This window comes from Salinibacterium sp. NYA9b (assembly GCF_976973725.1).
The window spans coordinates 438554-453916 of the sequence record NZ_OZ333476.1 but is presented as its reverse complement, the minus strand read 5'-3'; the positions used below and the strand labels follow the sequence as shown (position 1 = coordinate 453916).

The following is a 15363-nucleotide window of genomic DNA, read 5'->3' as shown; positions in this document are numbered from 1 at the left end:
TCGCAGCGCACCGGAAACCATCGAACTGGTGAATAGCGGGCGCCCCACCACGGGTCCTCCTCAAAAACGAGGTTGACCAGGTTGGCTTCAACACTCAAGGAGGAGAAATGAAGTTTGTCAAAATCGCCGCTTCGACACTGGGGCTAGCCCTGGTTCTTACCGGCTGCAGCACGGGGTCGTCTGACTCAGGCAACGACTCAGGTTTGCCGTCGTACGACTGGGACTTCACCATCACGGTCAGCGACAAGTCCAGCTGGAACGCCGGGGCTGAGCGTTTCGCTGAAGTCCTCGACGAGGAGAGCAACGGACGCATCAAAGTCAACATCTTCACGAACGAACAGCTTTCAGGTGGAGATTCAGCGGCCGGCGTCGAACAGCTCATGAACGGCGACAAGGCTTTCTCCTACAACTCGACGATCATCTACTCGGGAATCGACCCCCGTTTCGGTACGATCAACGCCCCCTTCTTGTACGACAGCTACGAGACCGCGGATGCCGCAATCGAAGGCGGTGCACTCGACGCGTACAAGGAACTCTCCGCAGAGTTCGACGTGCAGCTGCTCGGCTTCGGCGAGTCCGGCTTCCGCCAGATCACCAACAGCAAGCATGAGATCCTCGCACCCGACGACCTCGACGGTCTGAAGTTCCGCGTCCCAGGATCAAGCCTCTTCCTCAGCATCTTCAAGGAACTGGGCGCTGACCCCGTCTCGATGAACTTCAGTGAAGTCTTCACCTCACTGCAGACCGGAACGATCGACGGTCAAGAAAACCCGTACGACGTCATCTACTCCAACGGCCTCACCGAGGTTCAGGACTACATGTCGGTCTGGAACTACATCTACGACCCGCTCATCCTGGGCATGAACAAGGACATGTACGACGCTCTGAGCGACGACGACAAGGCACTGGTCGAGATGGCTGCTGCCGAGGCAAACGAAGTTCAGAAGAGTGAAAACCGTGCACGTGAAGCAGAGCAGCTTGCCGAGATGTCAGAAATCATGACGGTTTCGGAACTCTCTGCCTCGCAGCTCGCTGTCTTCAGCGAAGCGATGTCTCCGGTCTATGACGAGTTCACCGACGCGTGGACCCCCGAACTGCTAGCTGCGGTCCGCCCGGAATAGTCCACGCTTCCCATGTTCGACAAGATACTCACGGGGGCTGAGAACACGATCATTGCGGTCGCGTTCTCAGCCATCACCCTCCTCGCGTTTTTCAATGTAGTCAGCCGCTATTTGCTGCACGCATCGATCGCGTACACAGCAGAGCTGGTCGTCAACTTGGCCGTTCTGCTCACCCTGGTGGGGGCCGCCGCAGCAGTGCGTCTCGGCACCCACCCGGGTTTTACACTCCTCAAGGACTCGACCCACGGCATCCCACGCAAAGTTGTCATTGTGATCATTGCGCTCGCAATGCTGGCGTTCTACCTGCTGCTGCTCTGGTTGGGCTTTGACATGGCAATGAAGCAGATGGAGTCCGGTCGGCTCACATTCGCGCTGGGCGTCCCTCAGTGGATCTTCTCCATGTCACTCCCGTTCGGCGCTGCACTCGGCGCCCTCCGGACCGTGCAGGTAGTCGTTCGCGAGCTGTTCAACAAGCAGACCGAAGCGCCACTAGAACTCAAGGGAGTCTGATCCCATGGTTGAACTCGTACTCTTTGGCTCATTTTTGGGCCTACTGCTCGTCGGTGTTCCCGTTGCATTTGCAATGGGAGGCTCCGCTTTCCTCACCATCGTTGTCGCTGATGGAGTGAACGCCCTTTTCCCGACCGCGGGAATTATGTACGCCTCGCTGTCGTCTGAAACGCTTCTGGCGATCCCCTTCTTTATCCTCGCCGGCGTGATCATGGAAATCACCGGAATCTCGGGCAGGCTCATCGAACTTGCCGATGCCATGGTGGGGCACCAAAAGGGTGGGCTCGCGCTCACCACGATCCTCGCTGCGCTTCTGTTCTCGGCGATCTCCGGATCGGGACCCGCCACCGTCGCAGCGCTCGGAGCGATTCTGATCCCTGCCCTCGCGAAGCACGGCTATAAGAAGCGTCACGCCGCAGCGCTGGTTGCCAGTGCTGGCGAAATGGGAATCGTCATTCCGCCGAGCATCGCGTTCATCGTCTTTGCCGTCGTGGCGAGCGACTACGAACGCATCTCGATCGGGCGTCTCTTCCTCGCGGGAATCGTGCCAGGAATCCTCATGGCGATTGCGTTCTACATTGTGGCCCGCCTGCTGCCCGTCGAAACCGAAATGGCTAAGACGAACGCGAAAAAACATATCGATAAAGCTCTCGGTCGCAAAGACAAGAAACTCCTTCTGACGGCGACAGGAGCCACCACTTACACCACGGCCAATCCGACGGTGCTCATGACCGCCGATGTCGATCCCGACGACGTTCAGGTCGGGCAACGTCGAACTCGAGCATCGTGGCCGGTCATCGGTCGCGCCTTCGTGCGAGCCATTCCCGGCCTTCTCGTTCCGGTGATCATCCTCGGCGGCATCTACGGCGGCATCTTCACTCCCACCGAGTCTGCAGCGGTTGCTTCGGTCTACGCGCTATTAGTCGGCGTTTTCGTGACCCGTAAGCTCAATTTCAGAGGGCTCTTCAGGGTATTCACGACCGCCGGAATCCAAGCGGGCCGCATTATGTTGATCATTTCGGCGGCGACGATCTTCGCCTACGTCATCACCAGAAACCAGATCGCCAGCCAGGTAACCGATGCCCTGCTCGCGCTGACGGATAATGTGGTGGTCATCATCCTGTTGATCAACATCATGTTGCTCATCGCGGGAATGTTCCTCGATGCTGTTTCGGCGTTTTACCTCTTCATCCCACTCTTTGTTCCGGTCATGCTGGAGCTAGGAATGGACATCACCACAATCGGTGTCGTCATGACGATCAACCTGGCAATCGGGCTTGTTACTCCCCCGGTCGGAATCGACCTCTTCGTGGCGGCTGGAATCGCGCAAGTTCCATTCGGTGAAGCCGTGAAGGGAATTTGGCCGTTCTTGGTGGCCAGCCTCACGGTTCTGATGTTGCTGACCTTCATACCAGTGCTCAGCACCGGACTACCCGACCTTATGGGTCTGTAGCGGGAGGCCGAGTTAAATGGTCAAGGATCTAGAAGGCCGAGTCAGTCTGGTCACTGGCGCAGCTCGCGGCATCGGACGGGCAATCGCACGAACTCTCGCGGAACGTGGTTCGCACGTGATGGTGGTTGATGTTATCGACGGCGCTGAAGCGGTCGAGGAGATCTCGGCCGCTGCGGACGGTCGGGTTCGCGTCGCTAGCTCAATCGTGGATGTGCGGGATCGCACTCAAGTGCGCGCCTGCGTTGCCGACGTCGTCGAGACCTTCGGGTCGCTCGACATCCTGGTCAACAATGCCGGCACGTGCGGACGCGTCGATCTCGAAATGATGGATGACGAAACCTGGGAACGGGATATTGAAACGAACCTGCGCGGCACGTTTCTCTTCACGCAGGCAGCGATCTACCCCCACATGAAGGAACAGTCGTTCGGCCGGATCATCAACATCAGCTCCATCTCAGGAATCATGGGTGGCCCGTTTGCTACCGGGGACGGTTCCAACCGCTCCGGCCCCGCGTATGCCGCTTCCAAGGGCGGCATCATCGCATTCACCAAGTGGGTGGCCAAAGAGGTCGGGGTGTTCGGCATCACGAGCAACACTGTGGCACCGGGCCCGATTTCTACGCCCATGACCGCGAGCACCAACTATTCGCTCGACTCCCACGCGATCAAACGCATGGGTACACCGGAGGACATCGCGACAGCGGTGGCCTACCTTGCATCACCCAGTTCCGGCTTCGTCACAGGGGACACCCTGAAGGTCGACGGCGGAACCGCTATCGGCTGATAGAACAACTAAATATCTCGGAAATCAGCACAACAACTGCTGGTATTACCAAAGGTCGTCTCTCCTCCTCACCAAGGCAGGGAGACACCGAAGCCACAAGCTGACAAGGCGGCACCAATGGAAGTATTGAAGCACCACGGCGAGACCCTCAGTCCCCGCATCATCTCCGTACCCACGCGCTCGCGCGGACGGCTCACCACCCTCACTCCCGGTCGAAACGTTCTCGAAGAACTCACCGAGCTGCTGCGTGAAATGGGCACCGATAGCGGCTACGTAGAACTGTTCTCCGGAAGCTACACGCCCGTGAGCTACTGCGTTCCTGCTGGCGCCGACAGTGAGCGAGCAGTCAGCTTCTCGGAGGCGCGAAGCGTTGAACACGCCGAACTCGTTTATGGCGCCGTGACCGTCGGGCTGCGCGACAACGAGCCGTTCATCCACAGTCACTGCATGTGGATCGACGAAAACCAGCAGCAACTCGGGGGCCACCTGTGGCCAGAAACCACATCCGGAAGCCCCGCTCCCCACGCTGCCATCTATGGAATCTACGGCGCACAGTGGACAAGCGCCGACGACCCTGAAACGCGGATGCCCGTGTTCACCCCATCCATCGACGAGAGGAACCCCATGCCCAACCAACTCACTGAAACCGGCTATCTCGAGACGGTGGTAGCTCGGGTGCGCCCGAACGAAGACCTCACGACGGCGATCGTCTTCCTCTGCGAGGAGAACGGATTCACCTCAGCTGTCGTCCGCGGCGGTCTTGGCAGCCTCGTCGGCGCCACCTTCTTCGACCGGAGCACCGGCGGAGTCACCCACGTCGACGGTCCAGGCACCGAAGTCATCTCAATCATGGGAGACGTCGCGCTCGTTAACGGCGTCTACGAAACGACGATCAGCTGCACCCTCGTCGACCTCCACGGCGTTGTTCACGCCGGAGAACTCGTGCCGGGCGAGAACGCTGTCGCTGTGACCTTCGAACTCGTCATCCAAAAAATCTCGTAACCAATAACCGCAACACTCATCTGTTTAACCCCACACACAAGGAGCACTCATGGACGTAACACTCGGAAAAGACTTTCTCGGCGACGAAGACGAAGCTGACCTCGTGGAATGGCTAGTCGCTGACGGCGCCACCGTCGCACAGGGCGATTCCATCGCTCAGGTCGAGACCTCGAAGCTCGTCAATGACTTCGTCGCGCCCGGCGCAGGCGTCATCACTTTCAAGGTTGCCGTTGGCGACGTTGTCTCTGTTGACGACGTCATCGCCACTATCGAATAGGAGCGGCTCATGCCTGACTTTGATAACGAAACACAAGGAATCACCGGATTGCGCCTGATGGCAAAGATCCGCGAGTTCGAACGACGGATGCCGCTGCTCTCTGAAGAGGGACTCATCCGCGGTTCGACGCACCCCTCGGTGGGAATGGAAGCCGTCGCCGTCGGAGTCTCACTGGCTCTCGAAACCGGAGACGCTGTCGCCAGCAACCACCGCGGTCACGCCCACACCCTCGCCAAGGGTGCCGACTTCGGTCGCACCATGGCAGAGATCCTCGGTCGCTCAGACGGATACTGCGGCGGCAAAGGCGGCTCGATGCACATTGGCGTCAAGGAGATTGGCGTGCTCGGCACCAACGGCATCGTTGGCGCCGGAATCGGCATCGCGACCGGTTCGGCATTGGCCGCTAAGGTCAGCGGCGACGGAAGCGTGGCTGTGGCCTACTTCGGCGATGGCGCCTCGAACCAGGGTGTGCTCGCCGAGGCGTTCAACCTCGCCGCCATCTGGAACCTTCCGGTCATTTTCGTACTGGAGAACAACCACTACGCCCAGTCGGCATCCATTGAAGAAATGGTCGCTCAGCCCGACTTCACCCAGCGCGGCATAGCGTATGGCGTGAAATCGGTCGCGGTCAATGGAATGGACATGCGCGACGTCTACCTTGCCGCCCGCGAGGCTGTCGACAAGGCACGAGCAGGAGACGGCCCCACGTTGATCGTCGCGGACACCTACCGCTACCTCGGCCACATGGCTGGTGACACCGAGATCTACCGGGATGCCGACGAGGTCAAACAGTGGCACGACAAGGATCCGATTGCCTTCTTGGCATCCGTCCTGATCGATGCTGGCGTGCTCGACAACGAACGCTGGACCAGCATGCAGGCCGAGCTCACCACCGAGGTGCAGGCCGCGGAGGACTTCGCTCGAAACTCCCCGTTCCCCGGTGTATCAACAGCATTCACCGATGTATACGACAAGGAAGAAGAGGTCTCGCGATGAGTAAAGCACCCAAGAGCATGAGCACGTGGCGTGCCCTCAACGCCGCGCTGCACGACATTCTCGAAGACACTCCCGAGGCATTCGTTCTCGGTGAAGACATCACCACGTGGGGCACCGGTGGCGGCATCTACGGCGTTACTCGCAAGCTCGCGGATGTCTATGGCAAGAACCGTGTCATGGATACCCCGATCAGTGAAGAAGTACTGATCTCCGCGGCAACGGCCGCGGCATCGCGTGGCACTCGACCGATCCTAGAAATCATGTATTCCGACTTCGCCTTCTTGGGCTTCGACGGCATCATCAACCAGGCTGCAAAGTCGCGCTACATGTTCGGCGGACAGTTTGATGTTCCGCTGGTGATTCGCACCAACGGTGGTTCGGGAATCGGTAAGGCTGCTCAGCACTCGCAGTCACTCGAGACCCTCTTTGCGCACATCCCCGGCCTTGAGGTCGCTGTGCCCGGAACACCCGGAGATGCTTACGGGCTGCTCCGCCATGCGGTCACGACCAACAACCCGACGATCTTCCTCGAACACAAGAACCTCTACTACGACAAGGGCCTTGTCGACTTTGAGCCGCTCCCCTTCGGGCAGGCTCGCATTGCCCGAGTCGGCACTGATGTCACGATCGTCGCTACGCAGCAGATCTTGGCGCGCTCGCTGGTGGCGGCGGAGATTCTTGAAGCCGATGGGATCAGCGCCGAGGTCATTGACCCCCGCACACTGTTCCCGTTCGACATGGACACCGTCTACGCGTCCGTAGCGAAAACTGGACACCTCGTCGTTGGTCACGAAGCAGTTCGGGACTACGGCTGGGGCGCAGAGTTCGTGGCAGAAGTCGTCGAGAACTCCTGGGACAAGCTCGATGCTGCACCGGTTCGCCTCGGCGCTGCACGAACGCCTATCCCCTACAGCGAAGAACTTGAAGCGGCGGTTATCCCCACCGTCGACAAGATCGTCGCCGCCGTGCGACGCACCCTCGCGTAAAGCAGCAACGAACTGGGTGGGGGTGTCCGAACGGATGCCCCCACCTGCACAAGCAAGAAAGTATGAATGACATGCAACGACTCAGCAACAAAGTAGCCCTCGTTTTCGGTGGAGGATCAGCCGGAGGCGAGATCAACAACGGCCTCGCGACGAGCATTGTGTACGCGCAAGCGGGAGCGCACGTGGTGATCGTCGATGTGAACGAAGAAGCCGTGAAGAGCGGTGTTGCTCGCCTCACGGCCGAGTGCGACACTCTCGGAATACCGTTCGAGGGAACTGGTCTCGTGGGCGACGTCACCTCAGAAGAATCCGTGTCAGCTGTTGTCGAGCACGTCATCGCCCGCTACGGTCGCATCGATATTCTGCACAACAACGTCGGCATTGCCCGCATGGGAGGCCCCATCGAGATGAGTCTCGATGAGTGGGAATTCGTGATGCGGATCAACCTCACCAGCGCCTTCCTCACCTGCAAGTTCGTGCTCCCCCACATGCTGGAGCAGGGCTCCGGATCGATCGTGAACGTCTCCTCCATTGGTGGCATGCGCTACATCGGTTACAACTACCCGAGCTACTCCGCCACGAAGGGCGGAATGATCCAATTCACGACCAACATCGCGCTGCAGTACGCACGCCAGGGCATCCGCGCGAACTGCGTAGCCCCCGGCTACATTGAGTCGCCATTGATGTATCGCCAGATCAGCGGAAACTACGATTCCGTCGAAGAGATGGTTGCTGCTCGAAACGAGCTCTCCCCCACGGGAAAAATGGGGGACTGCTTCGACGTCGCCTATGCGTCACTCTTCCTCGCCTCCGACGAGGCAAAGTACGTGAACGGCGTGTGCCTACCCGTGGATGGTGGCCTCACCCAGCAGTCGGCCGCCGCCGTCTAATCCCGCGAATCGATCGCTTTCGGCAACCAGCTGTCGGAGGGGCCACTGGTGTCGTTAGCCCTCAGGGTTTCCAGCCAGGCAAAGTGCTCATCAACCGCGGCGCCCGCGGCGTCACGGTCTTGTCGGAGCACGGCATCCAGCACGTCTCCGTGAACCTTGCGGAGCGTCTCACGGTCGTGTTCAAGAGCGATGTAGCGCACGGTACCGCGCAAGACTGAGTGCAACATCTGGGAGAAAAAGATCAGCCCCGACTGACCAGAGGCACGGAAGAGCGCGTGGTGAAAAGCGTTGTCTGCCTCGAAAAGCTCGCGCCCGTCGTCGGAGTCGCGCATGCGCTGCACAGCTTTTGCCAGATCGTCGAGCGCTTGCTCATCGCGGGTATCGCACGCCGCCATGGCAGCGTGACGTTCCAACGCGTAGCGCACGGAGATCAAAGAGTCGATCGTGAGCTGAGACGACATCAGGCTAAGAATCAGGGTGTCGCTGATGCTGTCAGGCTGGATGCCGGTGAGAAAGGTACCTTCGCGTTCGCGGCGCTGAAGAATGCCGAGCGAAACTAGGCGGCTGATGCGGTCACGCAACGCCGTTCGACTGATGCTCAGAGTTTCTGCGAGTTCGCGTTCACTCGGGATCTGCTGGCCAGGCTCTTTAGCGAGAAGCAGCGTAACGAGTTCGCCGAGCGCTTTATCTTCGAGAAGATTGGTCAAGAACCGGTGTTGTGAGAAATCTGACGGCTCGATGTCGGCAGACTGACCACTCATACGGTTCTTCCTCCCTGCCCAACACTGGACCGCTACTGGGCCAGAAAAGACTAGCCTCCTGCGATCATACGCCGATACTCCGCATCGCGGAGGGGTTCTCATGTCCCGATCGCTCAGTCATTCCTCGTCGAAGAATCCACGCACGGTCGCCGATTCTTGGAATCTTTTTCCTGCGTCCCGACGCTCTGGCGAGGTGAGCATCGTCGGCTTCGTGAGGGCGAAGTGAGTCGACTGTTCGAAGGCGAATGCAACCTGCAGAAGATCGAAATCTTTACCGTGCGGCATAGAGAGTTGCAACCCAACCGGAAGACCAGCCTCACTGAAGCCTGCCGGAACAGAAATGGCAGGAACGTCGGCAGCGGAGATCAGCGTGACAGACCTGAGCCACCCCAGATAGTTGTCGAAACGAACATCATTGATCGAAGTGGGGAACCGCTGCGTCGCATCGAACGGCAGGAGCTGTGCCACAGGGGAAGCGAAGACATCGAACCGCTCATGAAACGTCGCCATCGCGCGTTCCAAACGGGTGCGGGCCAAGGCGGCCGAGGTGAGATCGGCAGCGGTGAGCGCCTCACCCAGTTCGACATTCTGCTGCAGTTCGGGCTTCACAAAGTCTCGGTGTTGCGTCACGAAGTCGCTCAGCAGCATCGAGAAATCGAACGCCCGTGTTGTGCTGAAAACCTCATCCGCATCGCTCAGATCGGGCGCAGCCTCTTCGACAATCGCGCCGAGGTCTTCGAATACGGCCATGGCCCGTTCCAGTACGGCGATAACCTCAGGGGCGACAGGAATACCGAGCCCGAAGTCTTTCGACCAGCCGATTCGCAACCCGCGAATGTCCCGCTCCAAAGGCTGAGTGAACTGCTCGCCTCCCTCCGAAATCGAGAGCGGAGAACGGGAGTCGGGACCGGCGAGCACCGACATCGCCAACGCAATATCGGAGACCTCACGCGCCATCGGCCCGGTGCGACCAAGCCAGGCCCACGAGTTGCGGCCAACCATCGGAATACGCCCGCGTGACGGACGAAGCCCCACCACGTTGCAGAACGACGCCGGGATGCGCAACGAACCCCCGATGTCTGAACCGTCTCCGAGATTCTGGATGCGGGCCGCGAGCGCCGCAGCGACTCCCCCGCTACTGCCGCCCGCACTCAGCGACGGATCGAACGGGTTCGTGGTGATGCCAAAAAGGTCATTGAACGTGTGCGCGCCCGCCGCAAACTCGGGAACGTTCGACTTTCCGGTGCTGATAACCCCGGCCTCCCTGAACCGCGCGATAACGACATCATCCTCGTCAGGAACAAAGTCTTTCAACACCACCGAGCCCTGAGTAGTGCGCATGCCCTTCGTGTTGTTCGTGTCCTTGTGGGTCATGGGCACACCATGCAGCGGGGGCAACTCTCCGCCCGATGCAGTCACCTCGTCTGCACGCGCAGCGGCCTCGAAAGCACCCTCGCGGTCCTGCATAATGATTGCGTTGATCGCAGGGTTAATCAGGTCGATCTGATCGAAGTGCGACTGCACTGCTTCGCGGGCCGAAAGCTCGCCCGTGCGAATGAGTCTCGCCATCTCCGCCGCCGAGAGGTCAGGGATTGTCGAAGGCGAGCGTTCAGTCATGAATGAATCTTTCCACAGGCACGCCTAAAGTTGCCTCATGTTGTCGTGCGAAGATGCCCTGCCTCAGCGCCCACGCCGTGTTCTCGTGGCCGGTGTCTCTGGCGCAGGAAAGACGACTCTCGCTTTGAGGATTAGCGACATCATCGCAATTACGCACACCGAAATTGATGCCCTGTTCCACGGCCCGCAGTGGACCCCGCGCCCAGAATTTCTCGACGACGTACGAGCTCTCGTCGCGACCGACGCGTGGGTCACCGAATGGCAATACGATTCCGCTCGGTCGCTACTGGCCGAACACGCCGACCTGCTGGTCTGGCTCGACCTACCGTTTCTGCGCGTCACACTCCCACGAGTGATCCGCCGCACCCTGCGTCGCGCGATACGCCGGGAGCAATTGTGGAACGGCAACATCGAAGCTCCATTGCGAACCTTCTTCACCGACCGCGAGCACGTCGTGAAATGGGCAATCTCAACCCGCAAGAAGTATCACGCCGAGGTTCCCGCTCTCGTGCAGAAGCATCCCGAGCTAGTGATCGTGCGGCTGCGTTCCACCCGTCAAGTCGAACGCTGGCTTACGGGCGCCCTGAGCAACAGCATCCGTTTAGTGCAGAATGGGTCAACCGATAGCGAGAGGAACTCCATGAATTCAGAATCGAACCTTCCCCCCATCGAGCGCTGGTGGCCTGAATTGAGCATCCCAGCGAAGCATGCGCTTCAAGAGGATCTTCACGGCGAGATCAGCGCGACAGTACTCGAAGAGATTGGCACGCTTGCGGGAAGCACTGTCCCGGCGGCACCGCAGCACCTCAACGACGACGAGCGTGCTTATATCGCCACTCAAACCGAGATCGTCGACTAAGAAGGCGCGCTGGCAGCAGCGATGGATGACTTCGAATTTTCCGTTCACGGCGAGCTCTTTCGGGTCAATGAAGAGACGCATCCTGATCGAGTAGGCACTTACCAATTCGGTTGGCTGAACGGCCCGGCCGAGGGCACCTACGGCTTCAGCATCGGAAGATTTGCAGGCGGTGCTGCCTCGCCCGGGGATGACATCCACCCTCGGATGTCGCAGACCCAATTGATCGCTGAGGCGCGCAGTTTTGTCGAGAGCTTCTACGCTCCGGGTGGGATCGGAGAAGAGGACTTTCCCGAGCACGTGGCGGAACGAAGGCCAGAACCGCACCTTCGCGCCTGGCGCGCCAGCGATGCCGCCGCTCTCGTAGAGGCCTCCCATTCGTCTCCCGACGTGGCCGTGCAGTTGGGAACGCCCGACCTCACAACCGAGGCGTTGGCTCGCGACTTCATTGCGCATGACCTCGCTCAGACTGACACGCGCCTCAATTGGGCGATCGTCGAGGACTCTGTTGCGGTCGGCAACGCGGGGATGTCAAGGATCGACAGGAACCACAACACCGCGTGGCTGCATTACTGGCTTGCAGCCTCGGCACGTGGCAAGGGGCTCGCGACCCGCGCGCTCGTGTCGGTCGCCGACTGGGCCTTCAGCGACGGGCTCTTTCGCCTTGAGCTCGGACACCGCGTGAACAATCCGGCATCATGCCGCGTCGCCACGCGCGCAGGTTTTGTTGCAGAGGGCATCGAACGCCAGAAGCTTCGCTACGGAACCGAACGCTTCGATGTTGAGTTGCACGCGCGATTGCAGTCCGATGACGCCCCTGACATCCGAGCGTTGCCACTGATGCATTAGAGGCGCATGAGCGTCGCCTAGCTCTACGACAGGTGCGCTGTGCCCGAGATATGGGCAACGGGAGGCGACATCGGATGCGGGGAGAACCCGAACCGGTCGACGGCATCGACTTCGAAACCGGCGGCTTCGATCGCGGCAAGGGTGTCGCGGTTGGGGCGGCATCCGCCTGCTATTGCAGCCCAGGCAGGAGTAAGAGCATCCTCAATCACCGCGACGACACGATTGCTCGAACGCACGTGCTCGTAAAACGCGAGGTGCCCGCCCGGTTTGAGCACGCGGGTGAACTCCGCGAGCGCGGCCCGCTGATCAGGGACCGTGCACAGCACAAGGCTGCACACGACCCAATCGCAGCTGTTAGAGGCGAGGGGCAGCGCTTCTGCGGTGCCGTCGCTGACGGTGATGGGGACACCAGCCTTCAGCGCCGCCGCTTCGGCGAGCGACCGCAGTTCGGCATCCGGTTCGACGGCGTGAACCGACCGCACCGCCGAACCGTAGTGCTGAAAGGTCGTGCCGGTGCCCGCCCCTACCTCCACCACGGTGCCGGAGATGGCGCGAAACAGTGCGGCACGGTGGGTGTCGCCACCCCGTGCATCCATCGTCGGAGACAGCTTGATAAATCCCTGACGAAAGAACTTTTCGCGCCAGCCGCCCTCACCCACGGGGAAGACCCGCGAGTGAGAGCGTGTGGACAATCAGCACGGTGTTAGATGAACAGCGTCGTCGTGGATTCAGCTGCCTCGCCAAGGAAGGTGGCGACACCACCGAGCTCGACACCATCGATGAGGTCGGATTCGGCGATGCCGAGCAGATCCATCGTCATGGTGCAAGCGATGATGCGAGCGCCGCCCTCCATCGCCGATTCCATGAGTTCGGGCAGCGAGTGCACGCCATTCTTCTTCATGGTCTTCTTGATCATCGCGGTGCCCGCGCCCATCATGTGCATCTGCGAGAGCGTGAGCTTGTCGGCACCGGCGGGCATCATGCCGGCGAAGAGTTTGTCCATCGCCTTACGCTGACGCTTCGGCGGCTTCTGCTGACGAAGCGCATTGAGGCCCCAGAAGGTGAAGAACATGGAAACTTCTTCGCCCATCGAGACAGCACCGTTGGCGATGATGAACGCGGCGATCACCTTGTCGAGGTCGCCCGAGAACACCACAAACGAGACTTTGGGTTTCGCGGGGGCAGCAACGACTCCTCCCCCACCGGCGAGCAAGAGGGCCTCAGGACCAGCCTTGCGGATCGTGGCCACATAGCCGGGCCCCTCCGGTTCGATGGCCAACAGTTCGTGACCGTTGCGGCGCACCCACGCGGGGGCATCACTCGCGAAGCCGGGGTCGGAAACGTGGACGACGATCTCGTCGCCGAGGTTGAGCCCCTTCATCTCGGTGGCGAGCTTCATGATCGGCCCTGGACACGCGAGCCCAGTGCAGTCCAGGTTCACCGAAACACCTGTGCCGTTCGCGACGTGGGCGGCGACACGAGCCGAGTTGAGGGCTTCGGCCGCTTCGGCGTACGAGGTTTCTGGCTCGATTGGTCCGTCGGTGTCTGGCTCGACCTCATGCCACGCTCGGAACGTTTCGGATCCGCCCGACAGTGTGGCGACATCCGTAAATCCCAGCTGCACGAGGATGCGGTACGCCAGGTAACTGCGGAAACCGACGGAACAATAGAGCCGCAGGCCTACTGACCGGTCCCAGTCGACCGTGTCGGTGCGGAGGGTTGCGAGCGGCACATTCTCGGCGCCAGGCAGGTGGAAGATGGAGAACTCTTCTGGCGTGCGCACGTCGATGATGCGTGCGCCATCCGTGGCATGGGGGTAATCCTGCGCGTACCAGAGGTTCAGATCACCGAGCAGCACATTGCTGGCAACGAAGCCAGCCATGTTGACCGGGTCCTTAGCCGAACCAAACGGCGGGGCGTAGGCGAGCTCGAGTTCTTCAAGATCCCAGACGGTAAGGCCAGCACGCAGAGCAGTAGCGAAAACATCGAGACGCTTATCGACGCCGTCGAAACCGGTGACTTGAGCACCGAGCACCTTTCCCGTGTCGGGCGCAAACAGCAGCTTGATGTGCATCATCGCTGTGCCCGGGTAGTAACCAGCATGACCGGATGGATGCACGTGCACGGCCCGGTACGTCACTCCCGCTGCCCGCAACTGGCGTTCCGTCGCGCCGGTGCCACCCGCGACCATCTCGAAGATTTTCACTATCGAGGTGCCCTGAGTGGACTTGTACTCCGTGTCGCGGCCGCAGATATTCTCGGCAGCAACGCGCGCTTCGCGGTTAGCTGGCCCGGCAAGCGGAGCGAGCCACGACCCCGGCAACACCGTGTTCGGGGTTTCAACCGAGTCGCCCGCCGCCCAAATGTTCGGGTCAGACGTGCGCATATGGGTGTCGACGACTAGGCCGCCATTCTCGCCCAGGTCGAGACCGGCATCCCGAGCAAGGCCAACACTGGGGCGGACTCCGACCGACAGAATGACGAGGTCCGCTTCGATAGTGGTCGAGTTTGTGAGTTCCACCATGACCCCTCCGCCGGTGCGCGGCGCGAACGCGGCAGCCCCCGTCGAGAGGTGAAGAGCGATTCCTCGGCTGCGGAGGTGGTGTTCAACGGGAACCGACATCTCGTGGTCGAGAGGCGGCAGAATCTGGTCGCTCAGCTCCACGACATCCACTAGAGCACCACGGTGCTTCAGGTTTTCGGCCATCTCGAGCCCGATATAGCCCGCACCGATCACGACGCACCGCACGGGACCGCGAGCGCCACTGGCCGCTTTCTCAAGGTCAGCGTCGAGTTCCGCTTTGATGGCATCCATGTCGCCGATGCGACGCAGAACGTGCACTTCGGGCAGGTCGATGCCGGGAAGCGGCGGGCGAATCGCTTCCGCCCCCGTGCACAGTGCGAGATTGTCGTAACTTTCGACGTATTCGCGCCCGGTGTCGACTTCGCGCACCGAGACAGTCTTGGCTTGACGGTCGATCGCGGTGACCTCGTGAGCGATGCGCACCTCAATGTTGAGGGATTCGCGCAGGCTCTCCGGCGTCTGCAGGAGCAGCCGGTCTCTCTCGGTGATCACTTCACCAATGTGGTACGGCAATCCGCAGTTTGCGAACGAGACGTGATGACCGCGCTCCAGCACGACAATCTCTGCACTTTCATCGAGCCTGCGAGCGCGAGCGGCGACCGATGCGCCTCCAGCGACTCCTCCAACAACGACCAACTTCATGGGATGCCGTGCCTTCTGCGGCGACCTCTGGGCTG

15 protein-coding genes are annotated in these 15363 nt (G+C 60.5%); 11 read left to right on the top strand and 4 right to left on the bottom strand.

Going from position 1 to position 15363, the window contains the following annotated elements:
- Window positions 1-107 precede the first annotated feature (107 nt).
- The 9 genes from ACWFSR_RS02225 to ACWFSR_RS02185 all read left to right on the top strand — a co-directional run bounded on the left by ACWFSR_RS02225 (window position 108) and on the right by ACWFSR_RS02185 (window position 8019).
- The gene (locus ACWFSR_RS02225; RefSeq protein ID WP_197108058.1) at window positions 108-1121 is read left to right on the top strand and encodes a DctP family TRAP transporter solute-binding subunit; all 1014 of its coding nucleotides are present in this window, start codon (window positions 108-110) and stop codon (window positions 1119-1121) included.
- 12 nt (window positions 1122-1133) lie between these two features.
- Window positions 1134-1631 carry a TRAP transporter small permease gene (locus ACWFSR_RS02220; RefSeq protein WP_197108066.1) on the top strand — a complete coding sequence of 166 codons (498 nt, stop codon included), beginning with the start codon at window positions 1134-1136 and terminating at the stop codon, window positions 1629-1631.
- Between the two features lie 4 nt (window positions 1632-1635).
- Window positions 1636-3084, top strand: a complete 1449-nt coding sequence (locus ACWFSR_RS02215; RefSeq protein WP_197108068.1) for a TRAP transporter large permease — start codon at window positions 1636-1638, stop codon at window positions 3082-3084.
- Between the two features lie 16 nt (window positions 3085-3100).
- Window positions 3101-3868 (top strand): SDR family NAD(P)-dependent oxidoreductase, encoded by a 768-nt coding sequence (locus ACWFSR_RS02210; RefSeq protein WP_197108069.1) that lies wholly within the window; start codon window positions 3101-3103, stop codon window positions 3866-3868.
- A 117-nt stretch (window positions 3869-3985) separates the two neighbouring features.
- Complete coding sequence (locus ACWFSR_RS02205) at window positions 3986-4870, top strand: PPC domain-containing DNA-binding protein (RefSeq protein WP_447522962.1); 885 nt, start codon at window positions 3986-3988, stop codon at window positions 4868-4870.
- 49 nt (window positions 4871-4919) lie between these two features.
- Window positions 4920-5147: a lipoyl domain-containing protein gene (locus tag ACWFSR_RS02200; RefSeq protein WP_197108071.1), complete on the top strand. Its 228-nt coding sequence runs from the start codon at window positions 4920-4922 to the stop codon at window positions 5145-5147.
- A 9-nt stretch (window positions 5148-5156) separates the two neighbouring features.
- Window positions 5157-6143: a thiamine pyrophosphate-dependent dehydrogenase E1 component subunit alpha gene (locus ACWFSR_RS02195; protein WP_447522961.1), complete on the top strand. Its 987-nt coding sequence runs from the start codon at window positions 5157-5159 to the stop codon at window positions 6141-6143.
- Window positions 6140-7129, top strand: coding sequence for an alpha-ketoacid dehydrogenase subunit beta (locus ACWFSR_RS02190; protein ID WP_197138609.1), 990 nt, complete (start codon window positions 6140-6142; stop codon window positions 7127-7129). The genes ACWFSR_RS02195 and ACWFSR_RS02190 overlap by 4 nt, the downstream gene beginning before the upstream one ends.
- 62 nt (window positions 7130-7191) lie before the next feature.
- Window positions 7192-8019 carry an SDR family NAD(P)-dependent oxidoreductase gene (locus tag ACWFSR_RS02185; RefSeq protein WP_197108074.1) on the top strand — a complete coding sequence of 276 codons (828 nt, stop codon included), beginning with the start codon at window positions 7192-7194 and terminating at the stop codon, window positions 8017-8019.
- Here the strand turns inward: ACWFSR_RS02185 and ACWFSR_RS02180 are convergent.
- Together ACWFSR_RS02180 and ACWFSR_RS02175 are read right to left on the bottom strand one after the other, a co-directional pair.
- Window positions 8016-8780, bottom strand: a complete 765-nt coding sequence (locus tag ACWFSR_RS02180; protein WP_197138607.1) for a FadR/GntR family transcriptional regulator — start codon at window positions 8778-8780, stop codon at window positions 8016-8018. The two genes, ACWFSR_RS02185 and ACWFSR_RS02180, sit on opposite strands and share 4 nt — an antisense overlap.
- A 117-nt stretch (window positions 8781-8897) precedes the next feature.
- The gene (locus ACWFSR_RS02175; protein WP_447522960.1) at window positions 8898-10397 is read right to left on the bottom strand and encodes an amidase; all 1500 of its coding nucleotides are present in this window, start codon (window positions 10395-10397) and stop codon (window positions 8898-8900) included.
- Between the two features lie 37 nt (window positions 10398-10434).
- Between ACWFSR_RS02175 and ACWFSR_RS02170 the strand changes: the two genes are divergently transcribed.
- Window positions 10435-11256 (top strand): hypothetical protein, encoded by an 822-nt coding sequence (locus tag ACWFSR_RS02170; protein ID WP_447522959.1) that lies wholly within the window; start codon window positions 10435-10437, stop codon window positions 11254-11256.
- Between the two features lie 21 nt (window positions 11257-11277).
- The gene (locus ACWFSR_RS02165; RefSeq protein WP_447522958.1) at window positions 11278-12102 is read left to right on the top strand and encodes a GNAT family N-acetyltransferase; all 825 of its coding nucleotides are present in this window, start codon (window positions 11278-11280) and stop codon (window positions 12100-12102) included.
- Between the two features lie 23 nt (window positions 12103-12125).
- Here the strand turns inward: ACWFSR_RS02165 and ACWFSR_RS02160 are convergent, their stop codons facing one another.
- Both ACWFSR_RS02160 and ACWFSR_RS02155 read right to left on the bottom strand, forming a co-directional pair.
- Window positions 12126-12794, bottom strand: coding sequence for a class I SAM-dependent methyltransferase (locus ACWFSR_RS02160; RefSeq protein WP_447522957.1), 669 nt, complete (start codon window positions 12792-12794; stop codon window positions 12126-12128).
- A gap of 11 nt (window positions 12795-12805) precedes the next feature.
- Window positions 12806-15328, bottom strand: a complete 2523-nt coding sequence (locus ACWFSR_RS02155; RefSeq protein ID WP_447522956.1) for an FAD-dependent oxidoreductase — start codon at window positions 15326-15328, stop codon at window positions 12806-12808.
- Between the last annotated feature and the right edge of the window lie 35 nt (window positions 15329-15363).

Excerpts from the sequence above, each read along its gene's own strand:
- ACWFSR_RS02195 (WP_447522961.1), top strand. The coding sequence starts at position 5,157 with ATGCCTGACTTTGATAACGAAACACAAGGAATCACCGGATTGCGCCTG.
- ACWFSR_RS02215 (WP_197108068.1), top strand. The coding sequence starts at position 1,636 with ATGGTTGAACTCGTACTCTTTGGCTCATTTTTGGGCCTACTGCTCGTC.
- ACWFSR_RS02205 (WP_447522962.1), top strand. The coding sequence starts at position 3,986 with ATGGAAGTATTGAAGCACCACGGCGAGACCCTCAGTCCCCGCATCATC.
- ACWFSR_RS02165 (WP_447522958.1), top strand. The coding sequence starts at position 11,278 with ATGGATGACTTCGAATTTTCCGTTCACGGCGAGCTCTTTCGGGTCAAT.
- ACWFSR_RS02225 (WP_197108058.1), top strand. The coding sequence starts at position 108 with ATGAAGTTTGTCAAAATCGCCGCTTCGACACTGGGGCTAGCCCTGGTT.
- ACWFSR_RS02170 (WP_447522959.1), top strand. The coding sequence starts at position 10,435 with ATGTTGTCGTGCGAAGATGCCCTGCCTCAGCGCCCACGCCGTGTTCTC.
- ACWFSR_RS02180 (WP_197138607.1), bottom strand. The coding sequence starts at position 8,780 with ATGAGTGGTCAGTCTGCCGACATCGAGCCGTCAGATTTCTCACAACAC.
- ACWFSR_RS02190 (WP_197138609.1), top strand. The coding sequence starts at position 6,140 with ATGAGTAAAGCACCCAAGAGCATGAGCACGTGGCGTGCCCTCAACGCC.
- ACWFSR_RS02185 (WP_197108074.1), top strand. The coding sequence starts at position 7,192 with ATGAATGACATGCAACGACTCAGCAACAAAGTAGCCCTCGTTTTCGGT.
- ACWFSR_RS02155 (WP_447522956.1), bottom strand. The coding sequence starts at position 15,328 with ATGAAGTTGGTCGTTGTTGGAGGAGTCGCTGGAGGCGCATCGGTCGCC.
- ACWFSR_RS02220 (WP_197108066.1), top strand. The coding sequence starts at position 1,134 with ATGTTCGACAAGATACTCACGGGGGCTGAGAACACGATCATTGCGGTC.
- ACWFSR_RS02175 (WP_447522960.1), bottom strand. The coding sequence starts at position 10,397 with ATGACTGAACGCTCGCCTTCGACAATCCCTGACCTCTCGGCGGCGGAG.
- ACWFSR_RS02200 (WP_197108071.1), top strand. The coding sequence starts at position 4,920 with ATGGACGTAACACTCGGAAAAGACTTTCTCGGCGACGAAGACGAAGCT.
- ACWFSR_RS02210 (WP_197108069.1), top strand. The coding sequence starts at position 3,101 with ATGGTCAAGGATCTAGAAGGCCGAGTCAGTCTGGTCACTGGCGCAGCT.